The organism is Halomonas sp. G15 (assembly GCF_021282295.1).
Taxonomy (GTDB): domain Bacteria; phylum Pseudomonadota; class Gammaproteobacteria; order Pseudomonadales; family Halomonadaceae; genus Halomonas; species Halomonas alimentaria.
Window position 1 is genome coordinate 1 of record NZ_JAJSPA010000034.1, and the last position, 23,359, is coordinate 23,359.

Annotated in this window: 21 protein-coding genes, 4 tRNA genes and 2 rRNA genes; all 27 read left to right on the forward strand. The window is 63.7% G+C overall.

The genetic code is table 11. The features are described 5' to 3' along the window. Positions 1–169, forward strand: a 23S ribosomal RNA gene (locus LWH48_RS14025); the annotation flags it as partial. Between the two features lie 81 nt (positions 170–250). After that, positions 251–366: ribosomal RNA gene (gene rrf / locus LWH48_RS14030) — 5S ribosomal RNA — on the forward strand. Between the two features lie 255 nt (positions 367–621). Next, positions 622–1,605, forward strand: coding sequence for a biotin--[acetyl-CoA-carboxylase] ligase (locus LWH48_RS14035; protein WP_232913062.1), 984 nt, complete (start codon positions 622–624; stop codon positions 1,603–1,605). Continuing rightward, positions 1,602–2,441, forward strand: a complete 840-nt coding sequence (locus LWH48_RS14040; protein ID WP_232913063.1) for a type III pantothenate kinase — start codon at positions 1,602–1,604, stop codon at positions 2,439–2,441. Before LWH48_RS14035 ends, LWH48_RS14040 begins: the two co-directional genes overlap by 4 nt. Before the next feature lie 122 nt (positions 2,442–2,563). After that, positions 2,564–2,647, forward strand: a tRNA-Tyr gene (locus tag LWH48_RS14045). 51 nt (positions 2,648–2,698) lie between these two features. Continuing rightward, a tRNA-Gly gene (locus LWH48_RS14050) sits at positions 2,699–2,772 on the forward strand. A gap of 23 nt (positions 2,773–2,795) precedes the next feature. Then, positions 2,796–2,870 (forward strand) — tRNA-Thr (locus LWH48_RS14055). Between the two features lie 149 nt (positions 2,871–3,019). After that, positions 3,020–3,095, forward strand: a tRNA-Trp gene (locus LWH48_RS14060). A 72-nt stretch (positions 3,096–3,167) separates the two neighbouring features. Continuing rightward, positions 3,168–3,536: a preprotein translocase subunit SecE gene (gene secE / locus LWH48_RS14065; RefSeq protein WP_161430166.1), complete on the forward strand. Its 369-nt coding sequence runs from the start codon at positions 3,168–3,170 to the stop codon at positions 3,534–3,536. Between the two features lie 8 nt (positions 3,537–3,544). After that, positions 3,545–4,078: a transcription termination/antitermination protein NusG gene (gene nusG / locus LWH48_RS14070; RefSeq protein WP_161430167.1), complete on the forward strand. Its 534-nt coding sequence runs from the start codon at positions 3,545–3,547 to the stop codon at positions 4,076–4,078. A gap of 84 nt (positions 4,079–4,162) precedes the next feature. Continuing rightward, positions 4,163–4,594 (forward strand): 50S ribosomal protein L11, encoded by a 432-nt coding sequence (gene rplK / locus LWH48_RS14075; protein WP_132044070.1) that lies wholly within the window; start codon positions 4,163–4,165, stop codon positions 4,592–4,594. 2 nt (positions 4,595–4,596) lie between these two features. Then, on the forward strand, positions 4,597–5,289 hold the full coding sequence (gene rplA / locus LWH48_RS14080) for a 50S ribosomal protein L1 (RefSeq protein WP_161430168.1): 693 nt from the start codon (positions 4,597–4,599) through the stop codon (positions 5,287–5,289). A gap of 272 nt (positions 5,290–5,561) precedes the next feature. After that, entirely contained in the window at positions 5,562–6,065 is a 504-nt protein-coding gene (gene rplJ, locus LWH48_RS14085; RefSeq protein ID WP_161430169.1) for a 50S ribosomal protein L10, read from the forward strand. A gap of 89 nt (positions 6,066–6,154) precedes the next feature. Beyond that, positions 6,155–6,526, forward strand: a complete 372-nt coding sequence (rplL, locus tag LWH48_RS14090) for a 50S ribosomal protein L7/L12 (RefSeq protein ID WP_161430170.1) — start codon at positions 6,155–6,157, stop codon at positions 6,524–6,526. Between the two features lie 235 nt (positions 6,527–6,761). Then, the gene (gene rpoB, locus LWH48_RS14095) at positions 6,762–10,841 is read left to right on the forward strand and encodes a DNA-directed RNA polymerase subunit beta (protein WP_232913064.1); all 4,080 of its coding nucleotides are present in this window, start codon (positions 6,762–6,764) and stop codon (positions 10,839–10,841) included. Positions 10,842–10,926: 85 nt separating this feature from the next. Further along, complete coding sequence (gene rpoC / locus LWH48_RS14100; RefSeq protein ID WP_232913065.1) at positions 10,927–15,144, forward strand: DNA-directed RNA polymerase subunit beta'; 4,218 nt, start codon at positions 10,927–10,929, stop codon at positions 15,142–15,144. A 181-nt stretch (positions 15,145–15,325) separates the two neighbouring features. Next, the gene (gene rpsL / locus LWH48_RS14105) at positions 15,326–15,700 is read left to right on the forward strand and encodes a 30S ribosomal protein S12 (RefSeq protein WP_161430173.1); all 375 of its coding nucleotides are present in this window, start codon (positions 15,326–15,328) and stop codon (positions 15,698–15,700) included. A gap of 130 nt (positions 15,701–15,830) precedes the next feature. Continuing rightward, positions 15,831–16,301 (forward strand): 30S ribosomal protein S7, encoded by a 471-nt coding sequence (gene rpsG / locus LWH48_RS14110; protein WP_161430174.1) that lies wholly within the window; start codon positions 15,831–15,833, stop codon positions 16,299–16,301. A 43-nt stretch (positions 16,302–16,344) separates the two neighbouring features. After that, positions 16,345–18,465: an elongation factor G gene (gene fusA / locus LWH48_RS14115; RefSeq protein ID WP_232913066.1), complete on the forward strand. Its 2,121-nt coding sequence runs from the start codon at positions 16,345–16,347 to the stop codon at positions 18,463–18,465. 29 nt (positions 18,466–18,494) lie between these two features. Next, positions 18,495–19,688 carry an elongation factor Tu gene (gene tuf / locus LWH48_RS14120; protein ID WP_232913067.1) on the forward strand — a complete coding sequence of 398 codons (1,194 nt, stop codon included), beginning with the start codon at positions 18,495–18,497 and terminating at the stop codon, positions 19,686–19,688. A gap of 162 nt (positions 19,689–19,850) precedes the next feature. Beyond that, a complete protein-coding gene (rpsJ, locus tag LWH48_RS14125; protein ID WP_021819602.1) occupies positions 19,851–20,162 on the forward strand; it encodes a 30S ribosomal protein S10 in 312 nt (103 codons plus the stop codon). Between the two features lie 148 nt (positions 20,163–20,310). After that, the gene (gene rplC, locus LWH48_RS14130) at positions 20,311–20,949 is read left to right on the forward strand and encodes a 50S ribosomal protein L3 (RefSeq protein ID WP_232913068.1); all 639 of its coding nucleotides are present in this window, start codon (positions 20,311–20,313) and stop codon (positions 20,947–20,949) included. 14 nt (positions 20,950–20,963) lie between these two features. Next, positions 20,964–21,569: a 50S ribosomal protein L4 gene (gene rplD, locus LWH48_RS14135; protein ID WP_232913069.1), complete on the forward strand. Its 606-nt coding sequence runs from the start codon at positions 20,964–20,966 to the stop codon at positions 21,567–21,569. Further along, positions 21,566–21,862 carry a 50S ribosomal protein L23 gene (gene rplW / locus LWH48_RS14140; protein ID WP_027962352.1) on the forward strand — a complete coding sequence of 99 codons (297 nt, stop codon included), beginning with the start codon at positions 21,566–21,568 and terminating at the stop codon, positions 21,860–21,862. Before rplD ends, rplW begins: the two co-directional genes overlap by 4 nt. Before the next feature lie 17 nt (positions 21,863–21,879). Continuing rightward, positions 21,880–22,707, forward strand: coding sequence for a 50S ribosomal protein L2 (gene rplB / locus LWH48_RS14145; RefSeq protein ID WP_232913070.1), 828 nt, complete (start codon positions 21,880–21,882; stop codon positions 22,705–22,707). 22 nt (positions 22,708–22,729) lie between these two features. After that, the gene (gene rpsS / locus LWH48_RS14150) at positions 22,730–23,005 is read left to right on the forward strand and encodes a 30S ribosomal protein S19 (protein ID WP_084286553.1); all 276 of its coding nucleotides are present in this window, start codon (positions 22,730–22,732) and stop codon (positions 23,003–23,005) included. An 18-nt stretch (positions 23,006–23,023) separates the two neighbouring features. Further along, positions 23,024–23,356, forward strand: coding sequence for a 50S ribosomal protein L22 (gene rplV / locus LWH48_RS14155; protein WP_010626471.1), 333 nt, complete (start codon positions 23,024–23,026; stop codon positions 23,354–23,356). The last annotated feature ends 3 nt before the right edge of the window (positions 23,357–23,359 follow it).

The following is a 23,359-nucleotide window of genomic DNA, read 5'->3' on the forward strand; positions in this document are numbered from 1 at the left end:
GGATAACCGCTGAAGGCATCTAAGCGGGAAGCCCCCTTCAAGATGAGATCTCCCCGAGGCCTTGAGCCTCCTGAAGGGCCCAGCGAGACCAGCTGGTTGATAGGCCGGGTGTGGAAGCGCTGCAAGGTGTTGAGCTAACCGGTACTAATGGCCCGTGAGGCTTGACCATATAACACCCAAGGGGTCTGTGATGACCCACGACACCGGATACGCAGAGACGTGTCTCGTCAGCATGAATCACCGTTTTTCGCCTGACGACCATAGCGAGCGTGAACCACCTGATCCCATGCCGAACTCAGCAGTGAAACCACTCAGCGCCGATGGTAGTGTGGGGTCTCCCCATGTGAGAGTAGGTCATCGTCAGGCACTTATTCAGAAACCCCAGCCCATGGCTGGGGTTTCGTCGTTCCAGGGGTCTCCCCATGGAGAGTCCCGGAGTGCCGGCCAGATCATCGTCAGGCACTTATTCAGAAAAGCCCCGAGCATCGTGAGATGGTCGGGGCTTTTTGCGTTTGGGGTGTGCGGAAACGGGGGCGCGGGGCGCGGTTTCTGGGCAGTTACGTTTCCGGGGTGGCGCCGCATCCGATAGAATGAGGGCTTTTCCGGTCCGGGATCCCACGCATGACCATTGGTGACCTCATCCGCCTGCTCGGCGACGGCGAGTTCCACTCGGGCGAGCAGCTCGGTGAACAGCTCGGCGTGTCCCGTGCTGCGGTATGGAAGCAGCTACGCAAGCTCGAGTCCCTGGGGATCACCATGGAGGCGGTCAAGGGACAGGGCTATCGACTCGCCGAGCCCCTGGAGCTCCTCGACGGCCCGCGCATCATCGCGGACCTCTCGCACCAGGCGCGTACTCATCTGACCCGGCTCTTCGTCGAGGAGACCCTGCCATCCTCCAATGCCTTCCTGCGCGAGCGCTTCGAGCAGGGAGCAGGGCACGGCGAGGTATGCCTGGTGGAGCAGCAAAGCGCCGGGCGTGGCCGCCGTGGACGCGTCTGGTCCACCCCCTGGGGCCGCAGCCTGATGCTCTCCATGGGGTGGCGGGTGGAGTCTGGCATCGCGGTCCTGGAGGGGCTGAGCCTTGCCGTGGGGGTGGTGTTGGCCCGGGTACTGGAGAGTCATGGGGTGTCACCGCTGCTCAAGTGGCCCAACGACGTCCTCCTGGCGTTGCCCGACGGAGGGTACGGCAAGCTGGCGGGTATCCTGGTAGAGGTCAGCGGTGACGCCTCGGGTCCCTGCGAAGTGGTGATCGGCATGGGGATCAATGTCTCCCTGCCCGAGAGCTTTCGCAGCACCCTGGAACAGCCGGCCGCTGCCATCGAGGATCAGGCTGCCGGCGTGTCCCGCAATGCCCTGGCGGTCGACCTGCTGGAGGCGCTCCTGCCGCTGGTGGCGGAATTCGAACGCGATGGCTTTGCACCCTGGCGCGACGCCTGGAACGCGCGGCACGCCTTCGCCGGACGCGAGGTGGATGTGCTGAGCGGCACTGCACAAGAGGTGGCGGTGGCCGACGGTGTCGATGGCTCCGGCAACCTGGTGGTGACCCAGGAGGGGCGGCGTCGCTGCCTGGCGGGTGGTGAAATCAGCCTGCGTGTGCGCTCATGATCCTCGATCTCGATATCGGCAATACCCTCTCCAAGTGGCGTCTCAAGGATGTCGACAGCAGCGAGATCCGCTCACGTGGTGCGGTGTGGACCCGGGAGGAGTGGCGGCCGGGTGCCGATATTCCCAACCTCGATGTGGTCGAGTCGGTGCGTATCTCCAGCGTGGCGCGACGCAGCGTGCTCGAGGAGACCGTTCAGCTGCTGCGCCAGCGCGTGGGGGCCGTGCATGTGGCACACTCGAGCCCCGAGGCGCTGGGCGTCACCAATGGCTACGAGGAACCCGAGCGGCTGGGTGTCGATCGCTGGCTGGGGGTGCTGGCCGGTTACCAGCTGGTGGGAGGCTGCTGTGCGGTGGATTGCGGCAGTGCCATTACCATCGATTTCGTGCTGCCCGGCGGTCGCCACCTGGGGGGGTATATCCTGCCGGGGCTACGCCTGATGAAGGAGAGCCTCAAGCTGGGGACGCGCAACGTGGCCATCGACCCCGACAGCGAGCCGGAGGAGCTGCTGGTTCCCGGCCGACGCACGGTAGAGGCTGTGAATCATGGCATCTACATGGCGGCGGTGAGCGCCATCAATCGTGTCTACGCCGAGGTCTGTGACAGTGAGGGGGTCGCGCTGCCGTTGATGCTGACCGGTGGCGATGCCCGTGTTGTCTCCCGGGGGCTGCAGGTCCCCCACGCGGTCTGGCCCGACATGGTCTACGGGGGGTTGGAGGCCAGTTTTCCGTTGACTGCCGCCGAGCGGGCAGGGCGAATGGCAGGGGCTCCCCGCGTGCCGACACCTGTGGCACTGGAAAAGATTCGCGCCGGGCTTGCATTCTCCATGCTGCTTTGACACAATGCGCCGCGTTCCGAGGCGAAGGGCGGCGCTGCGAGTGGTGCTCCTTCGAGGCTGAAGAAGCTGATAAAACAGCGACTTGACAACCGGGGCAGCGGTGTTAAGATATGCCGCCAGTTGGAGGGGTTCCCGAGTGGCCAAAGGGAGCAGACTGTAAATCTGCCGCGAAAGCTTCGAAGGTTCGAATCCTTCCCCCTCCACCAGAATCAGATCGCGATGATCGATTTATCATCGGGGTCGCAATGAGTGGGTAGGCGGGCATAGTTCAATGGTAGAACCTCAGCCTTCCAAGCTGATGATGCGGGTTCGATCCCCGCTGCCCGCTCCAGCATCTCAGGATGCACAGGTTAGGCTCATGTAGCTCAGGGGTAGAGCACACCCTTGGTAAGGGTGAGGTCGACGGTTCAAATCCGTCCATGAGCTCCACATTGAAAAGGCGAGCCTATGCTCGCCTTTTCTCTTTCTCGCCGCTGGGTCGATCATGGTGGCGAGAGGGGTTGCCAGGCGAAGCGGCTTTCGCTATGATAGCGCCCGCTGTTGAAGGCCGCCTGCAAAGGGCGGAGCAAGGCAGATACAGGCCAGTAGCTCAATTGGCAGAGCAGCGGTCTCCAAAACCGCAGGTTGGGGGTTCGATTCCCTCCTGGCCTGCCAGCCTTCCCCAGGCTGGTGCGTTCCCAGAAGATTTCACGTTTCGATTGCCGCGCCCTGAGGAGTCTCGTTTTCATGAAACATAACGCCGAGGTGCAGGAGTCGCGCCACGACGGGCTCAAGTGGGCGGTTGTCGTCACTCTGTTGGTCCTGGCCGTGGTAGGCAACACCTACTTTGCCGATCAGGCCCTGCTCTACCGCGTATTGGGTGTCGTGGCGCTGAGTGCGCTGGCCGCTGTGGTGGCGTTTACCACTACCAAGGGCCGCGAACTCGCCGAGCTGGCCCGTGCCGCCAAGAAAGAGATTCAGCGCGTGGTATGGCCGACTCGGCCCGAGACCATCCAGACCACGGTCATCGTGCTGGTCGCCGTGCTGGTGGTCGGCCTGATGCTGTGGTTGATCGACACCCTTCTTGGCTGGGCGATGTCCGGCGTTATCGGTTAGGAGCCCCCATGTCCAAGCGTTGGTATGTCGTTCACGCCTACTCCGGCTTCGAGAAGCATGTCATGCGCTCCCTCAAGGAACGCGTGAAGATGTATGGCATGGAGGATCGCTTCGGCGAGATCCTGGTGCCGACCGAGGAAGTCGTCGAGATGCGTGACGGCAAGCGCCGCAAGAGCGAGCGCAAGTTCTATCCCGGCTATGTGCTGGTCGAGATGGAGATGGATGACGAGACCTGGCACCTGGTCAACGAGACCCCACGCGTGATGGGGTTCATCGGTGGTACCAAGGAGAAGCCGGCGCCCATCACCCAGAAAGAGGCTGACGCCATCCTGCGCCGTGTCCAGGATGGGACCGACAAGCCCAAGCCCAAGACTCTGTTCGAGCCGGGTCAGTCGGTGCGCGTCATCGATGGCCCCTTCGCCGACTTCAACGGCGTCGTCGAGGAGGTCAACTACGACAAGAGTCGCGTTCAGGTCAGTGTGCTGATCTTCGGGCGCTCGACACCTGTCGAACTGGAATTCGCGCAGGTCGAGAAAGAGTAACGCTCGACCGATGCAGGCAGGGCCGCTGCGGCGGCCGCAACACCGGGGAGCCGCAAGGCGTTATTACCCAACTGGAGTCCTATCATGGCCAAGAAAGTACAGGCTTACATCAAGCTGCAGGTCGCAGCTGGTAAGGCCAACCCGAGTCCCCCCGTGGGCCCCGCGCTGGGTCAGCACGGCGTGAACATCATGGAGTTCTGCAAGGCGTTCAACGCCGCGACCCAGGAGATCGAGCCGGGTCTGCCCACTCCCGTGGTGATCACCGTCTATTCCGACCGCAGCTTCACCTTCATCACCAAGACCCCGCCCGCGGCGGTCCTGCTGAAGAAGGCGGCTGGCATCAAGTCCGGCTCCGGTGAGCCGAACAAGAACAAGGTCGGTACCGTGACCCGTGAGCAGCTCGAAGAGATCGCCAAGACCAAGGAGCCGGATCTGACGGCTGCCGATCTCGACGCCGCGGTGCGTACCATTGCCGGTAGTGCCCGCAGCATGGGCCTGAACGTGGAGGGTCTCTGATCATGGCCAAGCTGTCCAAGCGCGCACAGATGATTAGCGAGAAGGTCGACTCCACCAAGGTCTACTCTCTCGAGGAAGCCGTGGCCCTGCTCGCCGAGCTGTCCACGGTCAAGTTCAAGGAGTCCCTGGACGTCGCCATCAACCTGGGCGTCGATCCGCGGAAATCCGACCAGGTGGTTCGCGGTGCGACCGTGATGCCCAACGGTACCGGCAAGGACGTTCGCGTCGCCGTGTTCACCCAGGGTGCCAACGCCGACGCCGCCAAGGAAGCCGGTGCCGATATCGTCGGCATGGACGACCTGGCCGAGCAGGTCAAGAAAGGCCAGCTCGACTTCGACGTGGTGATCGCCTCGCCGGACGCCATGCGCGTCGTCGGCCAGCTGGGTCAGATCCTCGGTCCGCGCGGCCTGATGCCGAACCCCAAGGTCGGCACCGTGACTCCGGACGTCGCCACCGCGGTCAAGAACGCCAAGGCCGGTCAGGTGCGCTTCCGTACCGACAAGAACGGCATCATCCATACCACCCTTGGCAAGGTCGACTTCGACGCTTCCGCCATTCAGGGCAACCTGGATGCGCTGGTCGCCGACCTGAAGAAGCTCAAGCCGAGCACCTCCAAGGGCATCTATTTCAAGAAGGTCACCCTGTCCACGACCATGGGCCCGGGTGTGACCATCGACCACTCTGGCCTGGTCTGACCGGTCAGCGGGTCGAGCAACTAGCAGTAACTTTGCGGTCCCCGTGTCGAGTCACGACTCGCCGGCGGGCACCGTCAAAGACCGCAGGCGCCGCCTCTCTTCGGAAGGGCGGCTTAATCATCCCTTCGGGGCTGGCCTGCGCAGATGGTGTTGCCGCCAGGCTTCTGGTGAGCACCATCACCCAGGACTTCCGGCTCGCCCTCGGGCGGTCGGAAGAGATGGTAACCACCGGAACCCTCATCGCGAGGTTCCGGCACGAAGGAGTGATCACTGTGCCACTAGCACTCGAAGGCAAGAAGGCGATTGTTGCCGAGGTCAGTGAAGCGGCCAAGGATGCTCTCTCCGTCGTAGTTGCCGATTCTCGCGGCGTCACGGTCAGCAAGATGACCGACCTGCGCAAGCAGGCCCGCGAGAATGGCGTCCAGATCCGTGTTGTCCGCAACACCCTGGCACGCCGCGCCCTGTCCGGAACTCCCTGGGAGATCCTGGACGAGACCTTCTCGGGTCCGACCCTGCTGGCCTTCTCCTATGAGCACCCGGGCGCCGCTGCCCGTCTGTTCAAGGAGTTCGCCAAGGAGGAGAAGAACTTCGAGGTCAAGGCGCTGGCCTACGAAGGTGAGCTGATCCCGGCCACCGATCTCGACCGTCTGGCGACGCTGCCGACCTACGACGAGGCGATTGCCAAGCTGATGTCCGTCATGAAAGAGGCATCCGCCGGCAAGCTGGTCCGTACCCTGGCCGCCCTGCGCGATCAGAAGCAGGAAGAAGCCGCCTGAACGGCGAACTCCTGCAGGCAGCCTGAATCGAATATTGAATCCCGAGTCGACGCTCAAGTTCGACTCCCGCAAAGTTAGGAAACGTGACAATGGCACTGACCAAAGAAGACATCATCAACGCCGTCTCCGACATGTCCGTCATGGAAGTGGTCGAGCTGATCGAGGCCATGGAAGAGAAGTTCGGCGTGTCTGCCGCTGCCGCCGTCGTGGCCGGCCCGGCTGCCGGTGGTGAAGCCGCTGCCGAAGAGCAGACCGAGTTCGACCTGGTGCTGACCAGCGCCGGCGACAAGAAGGTCAACGTGATCAAGGTTGTCCGCGAGATCACCGGCCTGGGCCTGAAGGAAGCCAAGGGTGCCGTCGACGGCGCGCCGGCGACCATCAAGGAAGGCATGTCCAAGGAAGACGCAGAAGCGGCCAAGGCCAAGCTGGAAGAAGCCGGCGCGGGCGTGGAGCTCAAGTAAGTCCTTGAGCGACATGGCTTCACGCGCTGCGTAAGCTTCCACGGCTGGTGGCGGGACACCCGCTGCCGGCCTTTTTCTGTTGTCACTGGCCGCTGCCACGGCAGCCCGGCCAGCCGAATTCCAGAAGGCGAGCGACCCTCGAGGCGCTTGCCTTCATCGCCTGACGGAGCCGCATCCCGTCGGGTGGCGCCGACCACGCATCGGTCACCCATGGTGAACAAGCTGGGGAATACAGATGGCTTACTCATACACTGAGAAAAAACGCATCCGCAAGGATTTCGGCAAACTGCCCCAAGTGATGGATGTGCCCTACCTGCTGGCGATCCAGCTTGATTCCTATTACGACTTCCTCCAGCAGGACCGTGCGCCCGAGGAGCGTCTTGAGGTCGGCCTTCACGCCGCCTTCCGGTCGGTGTTCCCGATCGAGAGCTTCTCCGGCAATGCCGCCCTGGAGTACGTCAGCTACCGCTTCGGCACTCCGGCCTTCGACGTCAAGGAGTGCCAGCTGCGTGGCGTCACCTACTCGGCTCCCCTGCGCGTCAAGGTTCGCCTGATCATCTATGACAAGGAGTCATCCAACAAGGCGATCAAGGACATCAAGGAGCAGGAAGTCTACATGGGGGAGATCCCCCTGATGACCGAGAACGGTACCTTCGTGGTTAACGGTACCGAGCGTGTCATCGTCTCCCAGCTGCATCGTTCGCCCGGCGTGTTCTTCGACCATGACAAGGGCAAGAGCCACTCCTCAGGCAAGCTGCTCTACTCCGCCCGGGTGATCCCCTACCGTGGCTCCTGGCTCGACTTCGAGTTCGATCCGAAGGACAACGTCTTCGTCCGTATCGACCGTCGCCGCAAGCTGCCGGCCACGGTGCTGCTGCGTGCCCTGGGCATGAGCGCCGAGGAAGTTCTCGACGAGTTCTTCGAGACCAGCACCTTCCACATCGAGAAGAACGGCTTCTCTGTGGAGCTGGTGCCGTCACGCCTGCGCGGCGAGACCGCCACCTTCGACATCAAGGATGCCGATGGTGGCATCATCGTCGAGGAAGGGCGTCGCATCACCCAGAAGCATATCCGCCAGCTGGAGAAGGTCGGCCTCGAGCGTCTCGAGGTGCCGATGGAGTACCTGTTCGGCAAGACCCTGGCCAAGGATCAGGTCGATCCCAACACCGGCGAGCTGATCTGCCCCTGCAACACTGAGATCACCCCGGAGCTGCTCGAGCGCGTCGGTCAGGCCGGTATCACCAGCCTCGAGACCCTCTACACCAACGACCTCGACTGCGGGCCCTTCGTCTCGGATACCCTCAAGCTGGATACCACCGGTTCCCAGCTCGAGGCGCTGGTCGAGATCTACCGCATGATGCGTCCCGGCGAGCCGCCCACCAAGGAGGCCGCCGAGACCCTGTTCAACAACCTGTTCTTCAGCGAGGACCGCTACGACCTCTCCGGCGTCGGCCGCATGAAGTTCAACCGCCGCCTGCGTCGCGACAGCGACACCGGTGCCGGCGTGCTCGACCGTCGCGATATCCTCGACGTGCTCAAGGAGCTGATCTACATCCGTAACGGCTACGGCGAGGTGGACGATATCGACCACCTGGGCAACCGTCGTATCCGCTGCGTGGGCGAGATGGCCGAGAACCAGTTCCGTGTCGGCCTGGTGCGCGTCGAGCGTGCGGTCAAGGAGCGTCTCTCCATGGCCGAGAGCGAGGGCCTGATGCCCCAGGACCTGATCAACGCCAAGCCCGTCGCCGCGGCGGTCAAGGAGTTCTTCGGTTCCAGCCAGCTCTCCCAGTTCATGGACCAGAACAACCCGCTCTCCGAGGTCACCCACAAGCGCCGCGTCTCCGCGCTCGGCCCGGGCGGCCTGACCCGTGAGCGGGCCGGCTTCGAGGTGCGTGACGTCCACGTCACCCACTACGGCCGTCTGTGCCCGATCGAGACCCCGGAAGGTCCCAACATCGGCCTGATCAACTCCCTGGCCACCTACAGCCACACCAACAGCTACGGCTTCCTCGAGACGCCGTACCGCAAGGTCGTGGATCGCAAGGTGACCGACGATGTGGTCCACCTCTCGGCCATCGAGGAGGGCGACTTCGTCATCGCCCAGGCCTCCGCCACCGTGGACGAGGCCGGCCAGCTGATCGATGACCTGGTGCAGGTGCGTCACAAGGGCGAGACCACCTTCATGCGTCCCGAGCAGGTGACGCTGATGGACGTCTCGCCGCGCCAGGTAGTCTCCGTGGCCGCGGCGCTGATCCCGTTCCTCGAGCACGATGACGCCAACCGCGCCCTGATGGGTGCCAACATGCAGCGTCAGGCGGTACCCACCCTGCGCGCCGACAAGCCGCTGGTCGGCACCGGCATGGAGCGTTTCGTGGCCCGCGACTCCGGCGTCTGCGCCGTGGCACGTCGTGGCGGCGTGATCGACTCCGTGGATGCCAAGCGCATCGTGGTGCGGATCAACGAGGACGAGATCATCGGCGGCGAGGCCGGCGTTGATATCTACAACCTCACCAAGTACGTGCGCTCCAACCAGAACACCTGTCAGAACCAGCGTCCGATCGTGCGTCCCGGCGACTCCGTGGCCCGCGGCGACATCCTGGCCGACGGTCCCTCGGTGGACATGGGCGACCTGGCCCTGGGCCAGAACATGCGCATCGCCTTCATGCCGTGGAACGGCTACAACTTCGAGGACTCCATCCTGCTCTCCGAGCGGGTCGTCCAGGAGGACCGTTTCACCACCATCCATATCCAGGAGCTGACCTGCGTCTCCCGCGACACCAAGCTGGGGCCGGAGGAGATCACCTCCGATATCCCCAACGTCGGCGAGTCGGCGCTCTCCAAGCTGGATGAGGCCGGTGTGGTCTACATCGGTGCCGAGGTCGGTCCGGGCGATATCCTGGTCGGCAAGGTCACGCCCAAGGGCGAGACCCAGCTGACGCCGGAAGAGAAGCTGCTGCGCGCCATCTTCGGCGAGAAGGCCAGCGACGTTAAGGACACCTCCCTGCGTGCCCCCACCGGCATGAAGGGCACCGTCATCGACGTCCAGGTGTTTACCCGCGACGGCGTGGAGAAGGACTCGCGTGCGCTCTCCATCGAGCAGATGCAGCTCGACGAGGTTCGCAAGGACCTCCAGGAGACCTACCGCATCGCCGAGGACGCCACCTTCGAGCGCCTCAAGCGGACCCTGAGCGGCCAGGCCGTCAACGGCGGGCCCCAGCTCAAGAAGGGTGATGTGCTCTCCACGAGCTATCTCGAGGAGCTGCCGCGTCAGCAGTGGTTCAAGCTGCGCCTGCAGGACGAGGCTCTCAACGAGCTGCTGGCCCAGGCCGACGAGCAGCTGGAGACGCGTCGCAAGGAGATGGACGAGCGCTTCGAGGACAAGAAGCGCAAGCTGACCCAGGGCGACGACCTGGCGCCCGGCGTGCTCAAGATCGTCAAGGTCTACATGGCGGTGAAGCGTCGCCTGCAGCCGGGCGACAAGATGGCCGGCCGCCACGGTAACAAGGGTGTCATCTCGGCGATCATGCCCATCGAGGACATGCCCTTCGACGACCAGGGTGAGCCGGTGGACGTGGTGTTGAATCCGCTGGGCGTGCCGTCGCGCATGAACGTGGGGCAGATCCTGGAGACCCACCTGGGCCTCGCCGCCTGGGGGCTGGGTCGCAAGATCGACGGCCTGCTGCGCGATGCCCGCGAACAGCAGGTGGCCGAGATCCGCGACTTCCTGGGGCAGGTCTACAACTCCACCCCGGGCACCCGTGTCGAGGAGCTCGAGTCGCTCACCGATGACGAGGTGATCGCCCTGGCCAAGAACCTGAAGGCGGGCGTGCCGATGTCCACGCCGGTGTTCGACGGTGCCGACGAGCACGAGATCAAGCACCTGCTGCGGCTGGCCGAGCTGCCGGATTCCGGCCAGATGACGCTCTACGACGGCCGTACCGGTGACGCCTTCGATCGTCCGGTGACCGTCGGCTACATGTACATGCTCAAGCTCAACCACCTGGTGGACGACAAGATGCATGCGCGTTCCACCGGCTCCTACTCGCTGGTCACCCAGCAGCCGCTGGGCGGCAAGGCGCAGTTCGGTGGTCAGCGCTTCGGTGAGATGGAGGTCTGGGCCCTGGAGGCGTACGGCGCCGCCTACACCCTCCAGGAGATGCTCACCGTCAAGTCCGACGACGTGGAGGGTCGCACCAAGATGTACAAGAACATCGTGGATGGCGACCACGCCATGCAGGCGGGCATGCCGGAATCCTTCAACGTGCTGGTGAAGGAGATCCGCTCGCTGGGCATCGACATCGAGCTCGAGAGCTGAGGCGGCCGACGCTTCACATTATGACGGTCCGCGGGGGCGGCAGCAGTGCCCCCGCCCATGACAACTCCGCAGCGGAGCCGACCCCATGAAAGATTTGGTGAAAGTCCTCAAATCGCAGTCTCAGTCCGACGAGTTCGACGCGATCAAGATTACCCTGGCGTCCCCGGACATGATCCGCTCCTGGTCGTTCGGCGAGGTCAAGAAGCCCGAGACCATCAACTACCGTACCTTCAAGCCGGAGCGGGACGGCCTTTTCTGCGCCAAGATCTTCGGCCCGGTGAAGGACTACGAGTGCCTGTGCGGCAAGTACAAGCGCATGAAGCACCGTGGGATCATCTGCGAGAAGTGCGGCGTCGAGGTGACCAAGGCCGCCGTGCGTCGCGAGCGCATGGGCCACATCGAGCTGGCAAGCCCGGTCGCCCATATCTGGTTCCTGAAGTCGCTGCCCTCGCGCATCGGCATGTTCCTGGACATGACCCTGCGTGACATCGAGCGCGTGCTCTACTTCGAGAGCTTCGTGGTCATCGATCCGGGCATGACCACGCTGGAGCGTGGCCAGCTGCTCAACGACGAGCAGTACTTCGAGGCCCTCGAGGAGTTCGGTGACGACTTCGACGCCCGCATGGGTGCCGAGGCAGTCCAGGCGCTGCTCAAGGACATCGACATGCTCGAGGAGATCGAGCGCCTGCGCGAGGAGATCCCGCAGACCAACTCCGAGACCAAGATCAAGAAGCTCTCCAAGCGGCTCAAGCTGCTGGAGGCCTTCCAGGGCTCCGGCAACGACCCGGCGTGGATGGTCATGGAGGTGCTGCCGGTACTGCCGCCGGACCTGCGTCCGCTGGTGCCGCTGGACGGTGGCCGCTTCGCCACCTCCGACCTCAACGACCTCTACCGTCGCGTGATCAACCGCAACAACCGCCTCAAGCGGCTGCTCGACCTCAATGCGCCCGACATCATCGTGCGCAACGAGAAGCGCATGCTGCAGGAGGCGGTGGATGCGCTGCTGGACAACGGCCGTCGCGGCCGGGCCATCACCGGCTCCAACAAGCGCCCGCTGAAGTCCCTGGCCGACATGATCAAGGGCAAGCAGGGTCGCTTCCGCCAGAACCTGCTGGGCAAGCGCGTCGACTACTCCGGCCGCTCGGTCATCACCGTGGGCCCGACCCTGCGCCTGCACCAGTGCGGCCTGCCCAAGAAGATGGCGCTGGAGCTGTTCAAGCCGTTCATCTACTCCAAGCTTCAGTCGCTGGGGCATGCCTCCACGATCAAGGCCGCCAAGAAGATGGTCGAGCGCGAGACGGCGGAGGTGTGGGACATCCTCGCCGACGTCATCCGCGAGCATCCGGTGCTGCTCAACCGCGCCCCGACCCTGCACCGCCTCGGCATCCAGGCCTTCGAGCCGCTGCTGATCGAGGGCAAGGCGATCCAGCTGCACCCGCTGGTGTGTGCCGCCTACAACGCCGACTTCGACGGTGACCAGATGGCGGTCCACGTGCCGCTGACCCTGGAAGCCCAGCTCGAGGCGCGCACGCTGATGATGGCGACCAACAACGTGCTGTCGCCGGCCAACGGCGAGCCGATCATCGTGCCCTCCCAGGACGTGGTGCTGGGTCTCTACTACATGACCCGCGAGAAGATCAACGCCAAGGGCGAGGGCATGGTGTTCTCCGACCTCAACGAGGTGGAGCGCGCCTTCAACACCCAGCATGTGGCTCTGCATGCCCGCATCAAGGTGCGCCTGGACGAGGTGCTGATCGACGAGGAGAGCGGAGAGAAGACCCATCAGCGCGTACTGCGTGACACCACCGTGGGTCGTGCGCTGCTGTTCCGCATCCTGCCGGAGGGCGTGCCCTTCGAGCTGGTCGACCAGCCGATGAAGAAGAAGGCGATCTCGGGCCTGCTCAACGAGGTGTATCGCCGCGCCGGCCTCAAGCCGACGGTGATCTTCGCCGACCAGCTGATGTACACCGGCTTCCGCCTGGCCACCTGGTCCGGCGCCTCCATCGGCGTCAACGACTTCGTCATCCCGGACGCCAAGGCCGAGATCGTCGAGGGCGCCGAGGAGGAGGTGAAGGAGATCGAGGACCAGTTCTCCTCGGGCCTCGTCACCGCCGGCGAGAAGTACAACAAGGTGATCGACATCTGGTCCAAGGCCAACGACAAGGTGGCCAAGGCGATGATGGCGGGCATTTCCAAGGAGACCGTGGTCGACCGCGAAGGCAAGGAGGTCGAACAGGACTCCTTCAACAGCGTGTTCATCATGGCCGACTCCGGTGCCCGGGGTAGCGCCGCCCAGATCCGTCAGCTGGCCGGCATGCGTGGCCTGATGGCCAAGCCGGATGGCTCGATCATCGAGACGCCGATCGTCGCCAACTTCCGTGAGGGCCTGAACGTACTCCAGTACTTCATCTCCACCCACGGTGCCCGTAAGGGTCTGGCGGATACCGCACTCAAGACCGCCAACTCCGGTTACCTGACCCGTCGCCTGGTCGACGTGGCCCAGGACATGGTGATCACCGAGAAGGACTGCGGCACCGAGCGTGGCCTGACCCTGCACCCGGTCATCGAGGGCGGCGATATCATCGTCTCCCTGGCCCAGCGCGTGCTGGGTCGTGTGGTCGCCCAGGACGTCATCGACCCGGCCAGCGACGAGGTGCTGATTCCGCGCGGCACGCTGCTCGACGAGAAGTGGTGCGCCGAGCTCGACACCATGGGCGTCGACGAGATCGTGGTGCGCAGCGCGATCAGCTGCCAGACCGCCCATGGCGTCTGTTCGGCCTGCTACGGCCGCGACCTGGCGCGTGGCCACGAGGTCAACATCGGCGAGTCCGTGGGCGTCATCGCCGCCCAGTCCATCGGTGAGCCGGGTACCCAGCTGACCATGCGGACCTTCCACATCGGTGGTGCGGCCTCGCGGGCCTCCGCGGTGGACAGCGTCCAGGTCAAGCACGGCGGCAAGGTGCGTCTGCACAACATCAAGTACGTGGAGCGCGCCGACGGCAAGCTGGTGGTGGTTTCCCGCTCCAGCGCCCTGGCCGTCGCCGACGATCATGGCCGTGAGCGCGAGTACTACAAGCTGCCCTACGGCGCCGAACTGTCGGTGCGCGACGGCGACAGCGTCGAGGCCGGCCAGGCGGTGGCCAAGTGGGACCCGCACACCCACCCCATCGTCGCAGAGGCCGAGGGTGCCGTGCAGTACGCCGACATGGACGAGGGCGTCACCATCCACCGCAGCGTGGACGAGATGACCGGCCTCTCCTCCATCGAGGTGATCGAGGCGGCGGCGCGTCCCATGGCCGGTCGCGACAAGCGCCCGATGATCCTGCTCAACGACGAGTCCGGCCAGCCGGTCACCGTCACCGGCTCCGACACCCCGGTGCAGTACCCGCTGCCCGGCAAGTCGATCGTCACCGCCGACAACGGCGCGAAGATCGGCGTCGGTGAGGTGGTCGCACGCATCCCGGTGGAGGCGTCCGGCAACAAGGACATCACCGGTGGTCTGCCGCGGGTCGCCGACCTGTTCGAGGCGCGCAAGCCCAAGGAACCGTCGATCCTCGCCGAGATCAGCGGCGTGATCAGTTTCGGCAAGGAGACCAAGGGCAAGCGTCGCCTGACCATCACCCCGCAGGACGGCGACCCCTACGAGGCGCTGATCCCGAAGTGGCGTCAGATCGCCGTCTTCGAGGGCGAGTCGGTGGAGAAGGGCGAGGTCATCTCCGATGGCCCCAGCAACCCCCACGATATCCTGCGTCTGCTGGGTGTGGAGGAGCTGGCCAAGTACATCACCGCCGAGATCCAGGAGGTCTACCGCCTCCAGGGCGTGGGCATCAACGACAAGCACATCGAGGTGATCGTGCGTCAGATGCTGCGCAAGGTGGAGATCACCGATGCCGGTGATTCCGACTTCATTCCCGGCGACCAGGCCGAGCTGGTCCGCGTTCTCGAGCAGAATGCGCGTCTCGAGAAGGAAGAGAAGTTCCCGGCCAAGTACCAGCGCGTGCTGCTGGGTATCACCAAGGCCAGCCTGGCCACCGAGTCGTTCATCTCCGCGGCCTCCTTCCAGGAGACCACGCGAGTGCTAACCGAGGCGGCGGTGACCGGCAAGCGCGACTACCTGCGCGGCCTGAAGGAAAACGTGGTGGTGGGACGTCTGATCCCGGCCGGTACCGGCCTGACCCACCACGCCGAGCGGCGCCGCCGGCGCGATGGCGTGGTGGAGCCCGCCGCGCCCTCGGCCCACGATGTCGAGCAGGAGCTGGGCGCCCAGCTCACCGCGCTGGACTCGGACGACGACGAGATCTGACATCCACCGACCCGGGTCCGGCCGCCATGGCGGTCGGGCTTGACGGTCGGGGGCGTCAGCCAGTAGAATGCGCAGCCTTTAACAGTGGGGCGGGTGCGCCCGCACCCGCTGATGAGGCAGCGCAGTACAGGAAAGCGAGCGGCTACCTCGCTTCCGCCAAGGCAACCCATTGGAGCAATAGATGGCAACGATCAATCAGCTGGTGCGCAAGCCGCGCAAGCGCCCCGTCACCAAGAGTGACGTGCCGGCGCTGCAGGCCTGCCCTCAGAAGCGCGGCGTCTGCACCCGCGTCTACACGACCACCCCGAAGAAGCCGAACTCCGCACTGCGTAAGGTGTGCCGTGTTCGTCTGACCAACGGCTACGAGGTCTCCTCGTACATCGGTGGTGAGGGTCACAACCTCCAGGAGCACTCCGTGGTGCTGATCCGCGGCGGTCGAGTCAAGGACCTTCCCGGTGTGCGTTATCACACCGTGCGTGGCGCCCTGGACACCTCCGGCGTGCAGAACCGTAAGCAGGGCCGTTCCAAGTACGGTGCCAAGCGTCCCAAGGCCTGATCGGCCCGGATCGCGATTACACCACCAATTGATACCGGTCTGATAAGAGTAAGGTCGGGCGTCGCGGCTTCGAGAGGAGTGTGCGGGAGTCCCGGGTTTACCTGAAGGACCCTTCAACAGAGGGCTTATCATGCCTAGAAGAAGAGTTGCGGCCAAGCGCGAGATCCTGCCGGATCCCAAGTTCGGAAGCGAGCGCCTGGCGAAGTTCATGAACCACCTGATGATCGGCGGCAAGAAGTCCGTAGCTGAGCGCATCGTCTATGGTGCGCTGGACAGGGTTGCCGAGCGCAGTAACGAAGAGCCGCTGGAGATCTTCGACAAGGCGCTGGAAAGCATCCAGCCCATGGTCGAGGTGAAGTCTCGCCGCGTTGGCGGTGCGACCTATCAGGTGCCGGTCGAGGTGCGTCCGTCGCGCCGTCAGGCGCTGGCCATGCGTTGGCTGGCCGATGCCGCACGTCGCCGTGGTGAGAAGACCATGGTGCTGCGTCTCGCCGGCGAGATGCTCGACGCCGCCGAGGGCAAGGGTTCTGCGGTCAAGAAGCGTGAAGACGTGCACCGTATGGCAGAAGCCAACAAGGCCTTCTCTCACTACCGGTTCTGATCAGCGCTTCCAAACGCATCGCCAACCAACGGGGAGTTCCACCGTGGCTCGCAAAACTCCGCTAAAACGCTATCGCAATATCGGGATCGTCGCCCACGTCGATGCCGGCAAGACCACCACGACCGAGCGCGTGCTGTTCTACACCGGTATCAACCACAAGCTGGGCGAGACCCACGAAGGTGCCTCCACCACCGACTGGATGGAGCAGGAGCAGGAGCGTGGTATCACCATCACCTCCGCTGCCGTGACCACCTTCTGGAAGGGCATGAACCACCAGTTCGATGAGCACCGCGTCAACATCATCGACACCCCTGGACACGTCGACTTCACCATCGAGGTGGAGCGCTCGCTGCGCGTGCTCGACGGTGCAGTAGTCGTGCTGTGCGGCTCTTCCGGTGTGCAGCCGCAGACCGAGACCGTCTGGCGTCAGGCCAACAAGTACGAAGTCCCGCGCATGGTGTTCGTCAACAAGATGGACCGCACCGGTGCCGACTTCTTCATGGTCGTCGACCAGCTCAAGGATCGCCTGGGTGCCAACGCCGTGCCGATCCAGATCAACTGGGGCACCGAGGAAGACTTCAAGGGCGTCATCGACCTGATCGAGATGAAGGCCATCCTGTGGAACGAGGCCGACCTCGGCGCCACCTATGACCTGGTCGATATCCCCGCCGAGCTCCAGGAGACCGCGGAGAAGTACCGCGAGGAGATGGTCGAGGCCGCCGCCGAAGCCTCCGAAGAGCTGATGGACAAGTACCTCGAGGGCGGTGAGCTCACCAAGGAAGAGATCAAGGCCGGTCTGCGTCGTCGTACCCTCGACAACGAGATCGTACTGGTCACCTGTGGCTCCGCGTTCAAGAACAAGGGCGTGCAGGCCGTGCTGGACGCCGTGGTCGAGTACCTGCCGTCGCCCACCGAGGTCAAGGCCATCGAGGGTGAGCTGGACGACAAGGACGGCACCGTCGAGACCCGCGAGGCGGACGACAGCGCTCCCTTCGCTGCCCTGGCGTTCAAGATCGCCACCGACCCCTTCGTCGGCACCCTGACCTTCATCCGCGTCTACTCCGGCGTGCTCAACTCCGGCGACAGCGTCTACAACTCCGTCAAGCAGAAGAAGGAGCGTGTGGGTCGTATCGTCCAGATGCACGCCAACTCCCGCGAGGAGATCAAGGAAGTGCGCGCCGGCGATATCGCCGCCTGTATCGGCCTCAAGGACGTCACCACCGGTGACACCCTGTGCGACCTGAACGACAAGATCGTCCTCGAGCGCATGGAGTTCCCGGATCCGGTCATCTCCGTGGCTGTCGAGCCGAAGTCCAAGGCCGACCAGGAGAAGATGGGTGTTGCACTGGGCAAGCTGGCCCAGGAAGACCCCTCCTTCCAGGTGCGCACCGACGAGGAGACCGGTCAGACGATCATCTCCGGCATGGGCGAGTTGCACCTCGATATCCTCGTCGACCGCATGCGTCGCGAGTTCAAGGTCGAGGCCAACATCGGCAAGCCGCAGGTGGCCTACCGCGAGACCATTCGCGGCACGGTGGAGCAGGAAGGCAAGTTCGTGCGCCAGTCCGGCGGTCGCGGCCAGTACGGCCACGTCCACCTGCGCATCGAACCGCTCACCGCGGAAGACAAGGGCGAAGATGAAGACATGCACTTCAAATTCGCTTCAGAGATCGTCGGCGGCGTGGTTCCCAAGGAATACGTGCCGGCCGTCGAGAAAGGGGCCTACGAGCAGCTGCAGAACGGTGTCATCGCGGGCTACCCGATGATCGACGTCAAGGTTACGCTGTACGATGGTTCCTACCACGACGTGGACTCCAACGAGACCGCGTTCAAGGTCGCTTCTTCCATGGCGGTCAAGGAAGGCGCCAAGAAGGCCAAGGCGGTACTGCTCGAGCCGGTGATGAAGGTCGAGGTCGTGACCCCCGAGGACTTCATGGGTGATGTCATGGGCGACCTGAACCGCCGTCGCGGTCTGGTATCAGGCATGGATGACTCGTCCATGGGCAAGATCATCCGCGCCAGGGTTCCGTTGGCTGAGATGTTCGGTTACGCGACCGATCTGCGTTCTCAGACCCAGGGACGCGCAAGCTACGTCATGGAGTTTGCGGATTACGAAGAGGCGCCGTCCAGCGTCGTTGAAGCCGTCATCAACCAAAACGGTTAACCGTTAGCTAACGTAAAGAGGTTATAGCAGTGGCTAAGGAAAAATTTGAGCGTTCCAAACCGCACGTCAACGTCGGCACCATCGGTCACGTCGACCACGGCAAGACCACTCTGACTGCGGCCCTGACCCGCGTCTCCGCCGAGGTGTTCGGTGGCGACTGGAGCGAGTTCGACGCCATCGACAACGCTCCTGAAGAGCGTGAGCGTGGTATCACCATCGCCACCTCCCACGTGGAGTACCAGTCCGAGGCGCGTCACTACGCCCACGTCGACTGCCCGGGACACGCCGACTACGTCAAGAACATGATCACCGGTGCTGCCCAGATGGACGGCGCTATCCTGGTCGTGTCCGCCGCCGACGGCCCCATGCCGCAGACCCGCGAGCACATCCTGCTGTCGCGTCAGGTCGGCGTGCCGTACATCGTCGTGTTCCTGAACAAGGCCGACATGGTCGACGACGAAGAGCTGCTCGAGCTGGTCGAGATGGAAGTTCGTGAGCTCCTCGACGAGTACGACTTCCCGGGTGACGACACCCCGATCATCACCGGTTCCGCCCTGATGGCCCTGGAAGGCAAGGACGACAACGGCATGGGTACCACCGCCGTTGCCAACCTGATCAAGGCCCTGGACGACTACATCCCGGAGCCGGAGCGTGCCATCGATCAGCCGTTCCTGATGCCGATCGAGGACGTGTTCTCCATCTCCGGTCGCGGCACCGTGGTTACCGGTCGTGTCGAGCGCGGCATCGTCAAGGCTGGCGAGGAAGTCGAGATCGTCGGTATCAAGGACACCGTCAAGACCGTCGTCACCGGCGTCGAGATGTTCCGCAAGCTGCTCGACGAAGGTCGTGCCGGTGAGAACGTCGGCGCCCTGCTGCGTGGCACCAAGCGTGACGACGTCGAGCGTGGTCAGGTCCTGGCCAAGCCGGGCACCATCACCCCGCACACCAAGTTCGAGGCCGAGGTGTACGTGCTGAGCAAGGACGAGGGTGGTCGTCACACTCCGTTCTTCAAGGGCTACCGTCCGCAGTTCTACTTCCGTACCACCGACATCACCGGTACCTGTGAACTGCCGGAAGGCGTCGAGATGGTCATGCCGGGCGACAACGTCAAGATGGTTGTCACCCTGATCGCCCCGATCGCCATGGATGACGGCCTGCGCTTCGCCATCCGTGAAGGTGGCCGCACCGTCGGCGCCGGCGTCGTGGCCAAGATCATCGAGTAAGCGTTTCGCTGCTTGAACGATCGAAGGGGGCTCCGTGAGGAGCCCCCTTCTGCGCACCGGTAACGAGTGTTTGACTCTCGTCGCCGGCGTGCCTATAATGCGCATCCTTTGAATGCGTGGGTTGACGGCTCGCGCCGTCAGAATCCATTGGAGTTAGGGCAAATGCAGAACCAGAAGATTCGCATTCGGTTGAAGGCCTTCGACCATCGCCTGATCGACCAGTCCGCCGCGGAGATTGTCGAAACCGCCAAGCGTACCGGCGCCCAGGTTCGTGGTCCGATTCCTCTGCCGACCAACCGCGAGCGCTACACCGTGCTGATCTCGCCGCACGTCAACAAGGACGCGCGCGACCAGTACGAGATCCGCACGCACAAGCGCGTGCTCGATATCGTCGAGCCGACGGAGAAGACCGTCGATGCCCTGATGAAGCTCGATCTCGCCGCCGGCGTGGACGTGCAGATCAAGCTCGACTGATTTTTACACTAGACACGCGGCCCAGCGCTCGGCAATCCGTTCGAGCAGCAGCCGCCGCGCCGTGAGGCGCTACACAACGTGCTAGTGGAATGCTCTGGAAAGGGCAGCCATAGCGGGTGATAGCCCCGTACACTATAGGAGACTGAGAATGACTATCGGTTTAGTCGGCAAGAAGGCCGGGATGACCCGTGTCTTCACCGAAGATGGCGCCTCCGTGCCCGTGACCGTGATCGAGGTTGAGCCTAACCGCGTCACTCGCGTCAAGTCCGTCGAGAGCGACGGCTACGCAGCGGTTCAGGTCACAACCGGCTCCCGCAAGGCCAAGCACCTGTCGAAGGCCCAGGCTGGGCAGTTCGCCAAGGCAGGTATCGAGGCCGGTCGTTCGCTGATGGAGTTCCGCCTTGCAGAAGGTGACGAGGCTCCGGAAGTGGGCGGCGAACTCACCGTATCCCTCTTCGAAGCTGGTCAGATTATCGATGTGACCGGCAGCTCCAAGGGCAAGGGCTTCCAGGGCGCAGTCAAGCGCTGGAACTTCCGCACCCAGGACAACAGCCACGGTAACTCCCTGTCGCACCGCGCGCCGGGTTCCATCGGCATGTGCCAGACCCCTGGACGAGTGTTCAAGGGCAAGAAGATGGCCGGCCAGATGGGCAACGTGCGTTGCACCGTCCAGAGTCTCGAAGTCGTCCGCGTCGATGCCGAACGTAACCTGCTGCTGGTCAAGGGCGCCGTGCCCGGTGCCACTGGCAGTGACGTCATCGTGCGCAGCGCCGTGAAAGCTGGCTGAAGGGGAACTTACCGATGAATCTGAATCTTGCTGCCGGCGCCGGCACCGTCGATGTGTCCGACGCCACCTTTGGCAAAGAATTCAATGAAGCGCTCGTCCACCAGGTCGTCACCGCCTATCTGGCCGGTGGTCGTCAGGGTACTCGCGCTCAGAAGAACCGTTCCGACGTGCGTGGCGGCGGCAAGAAGCCGTGGCGTCAGAAGGGCACCGGTCGCGCTCGCGCCGGCACCATCCGCTCTCCGCTGTGGCGCAGCGGCGGCGTGACCTTTGCGGCTCGTCCCCAGGACTACACCCAGAAGGTCAACCGCAAGATGTACCGTGCGGCGATGCGCTCCATCCTCTCCGAGCTGGTGCGTCAGGATCGTCTGGTGGCCGTCGAGGAGATCACCGTCGACGCTCCCAAGACCAAGCAGCTGGTCGCCAAGCTCAACGAGCTGGGCCTGGAGAAGGTGCTGATCGTCACCGAGGAAGTCGACGAGAAGCTCTACCTGGCCGCCCGCAACATCCCCAACGTGGATGTGGTCGATGTGGCCGCCGCCGATCCGGTGAGCCTGGTCGCCTTCGACAAGGTGCTGGCCACCGTCTCCGCCCTGCGTAAATTCGAGGAGAAGCTGGCATGAACCAGGAGCGTGTATTCAAGGTGCTGCTCGGTCCGCACGTGACCGAAAAGGCCGCCATGGCTGCCGAACGCAACCAGTACGTGTTCAAGGTGGCCGGCGACGCGACCAAGCCCGAGATCAAGAAGGCCGTCGAGGCCCTGTTCGGCAAGAAGGTCGACCGCGTTCAGGCGTTGAACGTCAAGGGCAAGACCAAGCGCACCGCGCAGGGTCTGGGTCACCGCAAGGGGTATCGCAAGGCCTACGTTACGCTGGCCGCCGGCGAGACCCTTGAAGACTTCTCTGGCGCCGAATAAGGGCAGGAGTACGGATAATGGCAATCGTCAAGACCAAACCCACATCCGCCGGTCGTCGCCACCTTGTCAAGGTCGTGAACGACGAGCTGCACAAGGGTGCTCCCTATGCACCCCTGCTCGAGAAGCAGTCGCGCAGCGGTGGACGTAACAACAACGGTCGCATCACCACCCGCCACGTGGGCGGTGGTCACCGTCAGCACTACCGGATCATCGACTTCAAGCGCACCAAGGATGGCGTTCCGGCCATCGTCGAGCGTCTTGAGTACGATCCGAACCGCAGCGCCAACATCGCGCTGCTCAAGTACCTGGACGGCGAGCGCCGCTACATCATTGCCCCCAAGGGCGTGAGTGTAGGCGACCGTCTTGAGTCCGGCGTCAACGCGGCGATCAAGAAGGGCAATGCGCTTCCGCTGCGTAACATCCCGCTGGGTTCCACCGTGCACTGCATCGAGCTCAAGCCCGGCAAGGGCGCCCAGATCGCTCGCAGCGCCGGTACCAGCGCCCAGCTGGTCGCCCGTGAAGGCAACTACGCTACCCTGCGCCTGCGCTCCGGCGAGATGCGCAAGGTGCTCAGCGAGTGCCGCGCGACCCTGGGGGAAGTGGGCAATTCAGAGCACAGCCTGCGTCAGCTTGGCAAGGCCGGTGCGAAGCGCTGGAAAGGTGTGCGTCCGACCGTTCGCGGCGTGGCCATGAACCCGGTGGATCACCCGCACGGTGGCGGTGAAGGCCGCACCAGCGGTGGTCGTCACCCGGTGTCTCCGTGGGGTATCCCCACCAAGGGCCACAAGACCCGCAAGAACAAGCGCACCGACAAGCTGATCGTTCGTCGCCGCAAGGCCAAGTAACACACTTTAAGAGGTAACGGCTGTGCCACGTTCACTGAAGAAAGGTCCCTTTATTGACCTTCATCTGTTGAAGAAGGTTGAGGCTGCAGTGGAGAAGAGCGACCGCAAACCGATCAAGACCTGGTCGCGTCGCTCCATGATCCTGCCCAACATGGTCGGGCTCACCATTGCGGTCCATAACGGTCGCCAGCACGTCCCGGTGCACGTCTCCGAGGAAATGGTTGGCCACAAGCTGGGCGAATTCGCTGCTACCCGCCTTTATCGCGGTCATGCGGCGGACAAGAAAGCCAAACGGTAAGCCAGAGAGGATTGAGAGATGGAAGTCACAGCTAAGCTGCGTGGCGCTCGTTTATCCGCCCAGAAGGCCCGTTTGGTGGCTGACCAGGTGCGCGGTAAACCGGTCGCCGAGGCACTGGACCTGCTGACCTTCTCACCGAAGAAGGCTGCCAAGCTGGTCAAGAAGGTGCTGCAGTCCGCCATCGCGAATGCGGAAGAAAATAACGGCATGGATATCGACGAGCTGCGTGTCTCGACCATCTGCGTCGATGAGGGCATGACGCTCAAGCGTATCAAGCCGCGTGCCAAGGGGCGCGCGGATCGTATCTTGAAGCGCACCTGCCACATCACCGTCAAGGTAGCCGAGAAGTAGGAG

What these genes read in the sequence shown, in the direction of transcription:
- LWH48_RS14035 (WP_232913062.1), top strand. Translation starts at nt 622, where the DNA reads ATGACCATTGGTGACCTCATCCGCCTGCTCGGCGACGGCGAGTTCCAC.
- LWH48_RS14040 (WP_232913063.1), top strand. Translation starts at nt 1,602, where the DNA reads ATGATCCTCGATCTCGATATCGGCAATACCCTCTCCAAGTGGCGTCTC.
- secE (WP_161430166.1), top strand. Translation starts at nt 3,168, where the DNA reads ATGAAACATAACGCCGAGGTGCAGGAGTCGCGCCACGACGGGCTCAAG.
- nusG (WP_161430167.1), top strand. Translation starts at nt 3,545, where the DNA reads ATGTCCAAGCGTTGGTATGTCGTTCACGCCTACTCCGGCTTCGAGAAG.
- rplK (WP_132044070.1), top strand. Translation starts at nt 4,163, where the DNA reads ATGGCCAAGAAAGTACAGGCTTACATCAAGCTGCAGGTCGCAGCTGGT.
- rplA (WP_161430168.1), top strand. Translation starts at nt 4,597, where the DNA reads ATGGCCAAGCTGTCCAAGCGCGCACAGATGATTAGCGAGAAGGTCGAC.
- rplL (WP_161430170.1), top strand. Translation starts at nt 6,155, where the DNA reads ATGGCACTGACCAAAGAAGACATCATCAACGCCGTCTCCGACATGTCC.
- rpoB (WP_232913064.1), top strand. Translation starts at nt 6,762, where the DNA reads ATGGCTTACTCATACACTGAGAAAAAACGCATCCGCAAGGATTTCGGC.
- rpoC (WP_232913065.1), top strand. Translation starts at nt 10,927, where the DNA reads ATGAAAGATTTGGTGAAAGTCCTCAAATCGCAGTCTCAGTCCGACGAG.
- rpsL (WP_161430173.1), top strand. Translation starts at nt 15,326, where the DNA reads ATGGCAACGATCAATCAGCTGGTGCGCAAGCCGCGCAAGCGCCCCGTC.
- rpsG (WP_161430174.1), top strand. Translation starts at nt 15,831, where the DNA reads ATGCCTAGAAGAAGAGTTGCGGCCAAGCGCGAGATCCTGCCGGATCCC.
- rpsJ (WP_021819602.1), top strand. Translation starts at nt 19,851, where the DNA reads ATGCAGAACCAGAAGATTCGCATTCGGTTGAAGGCCTTCGACCATCGC.
- rplC (WP_232913068.1), top strand. Translation starts at nt 20,311, where the DNA reads ATGACTATCGGTTTAGTCGGCAAGAAGGCCGGGATGACCCGTGTCTTC.
- rplD (WP_232913069.1), top strand. Translation starts at nt 20,964, where the DNA reads ATGAATCTGAATCTTGCTGCCGGCGCCGGCACCGTCGATGTGTCCGAC.
- rplW (WP_027962352.1), top strand. Translation starts at nt 21,566, where the DNA reads ATGAACCAGGAGCGTGTATTCAAGGTGCTGCTCGGTCCGCACGTGACC.
- rplB (WP_232913070.1), top strand. Translation starts at nt 21,880, where the DNA reads ATGGCAATCGTCAAGACCAAACCCACATCCGCCGGTCGTCGCCACCTT.
- rplV (WP_010626471.1), top strand. Translation starts at nt 23,024, where the DNA reads ATGGAAGTCACAGCTAAGCTGCGTGGCGCTCGTTTATCCGCCCAGAAG.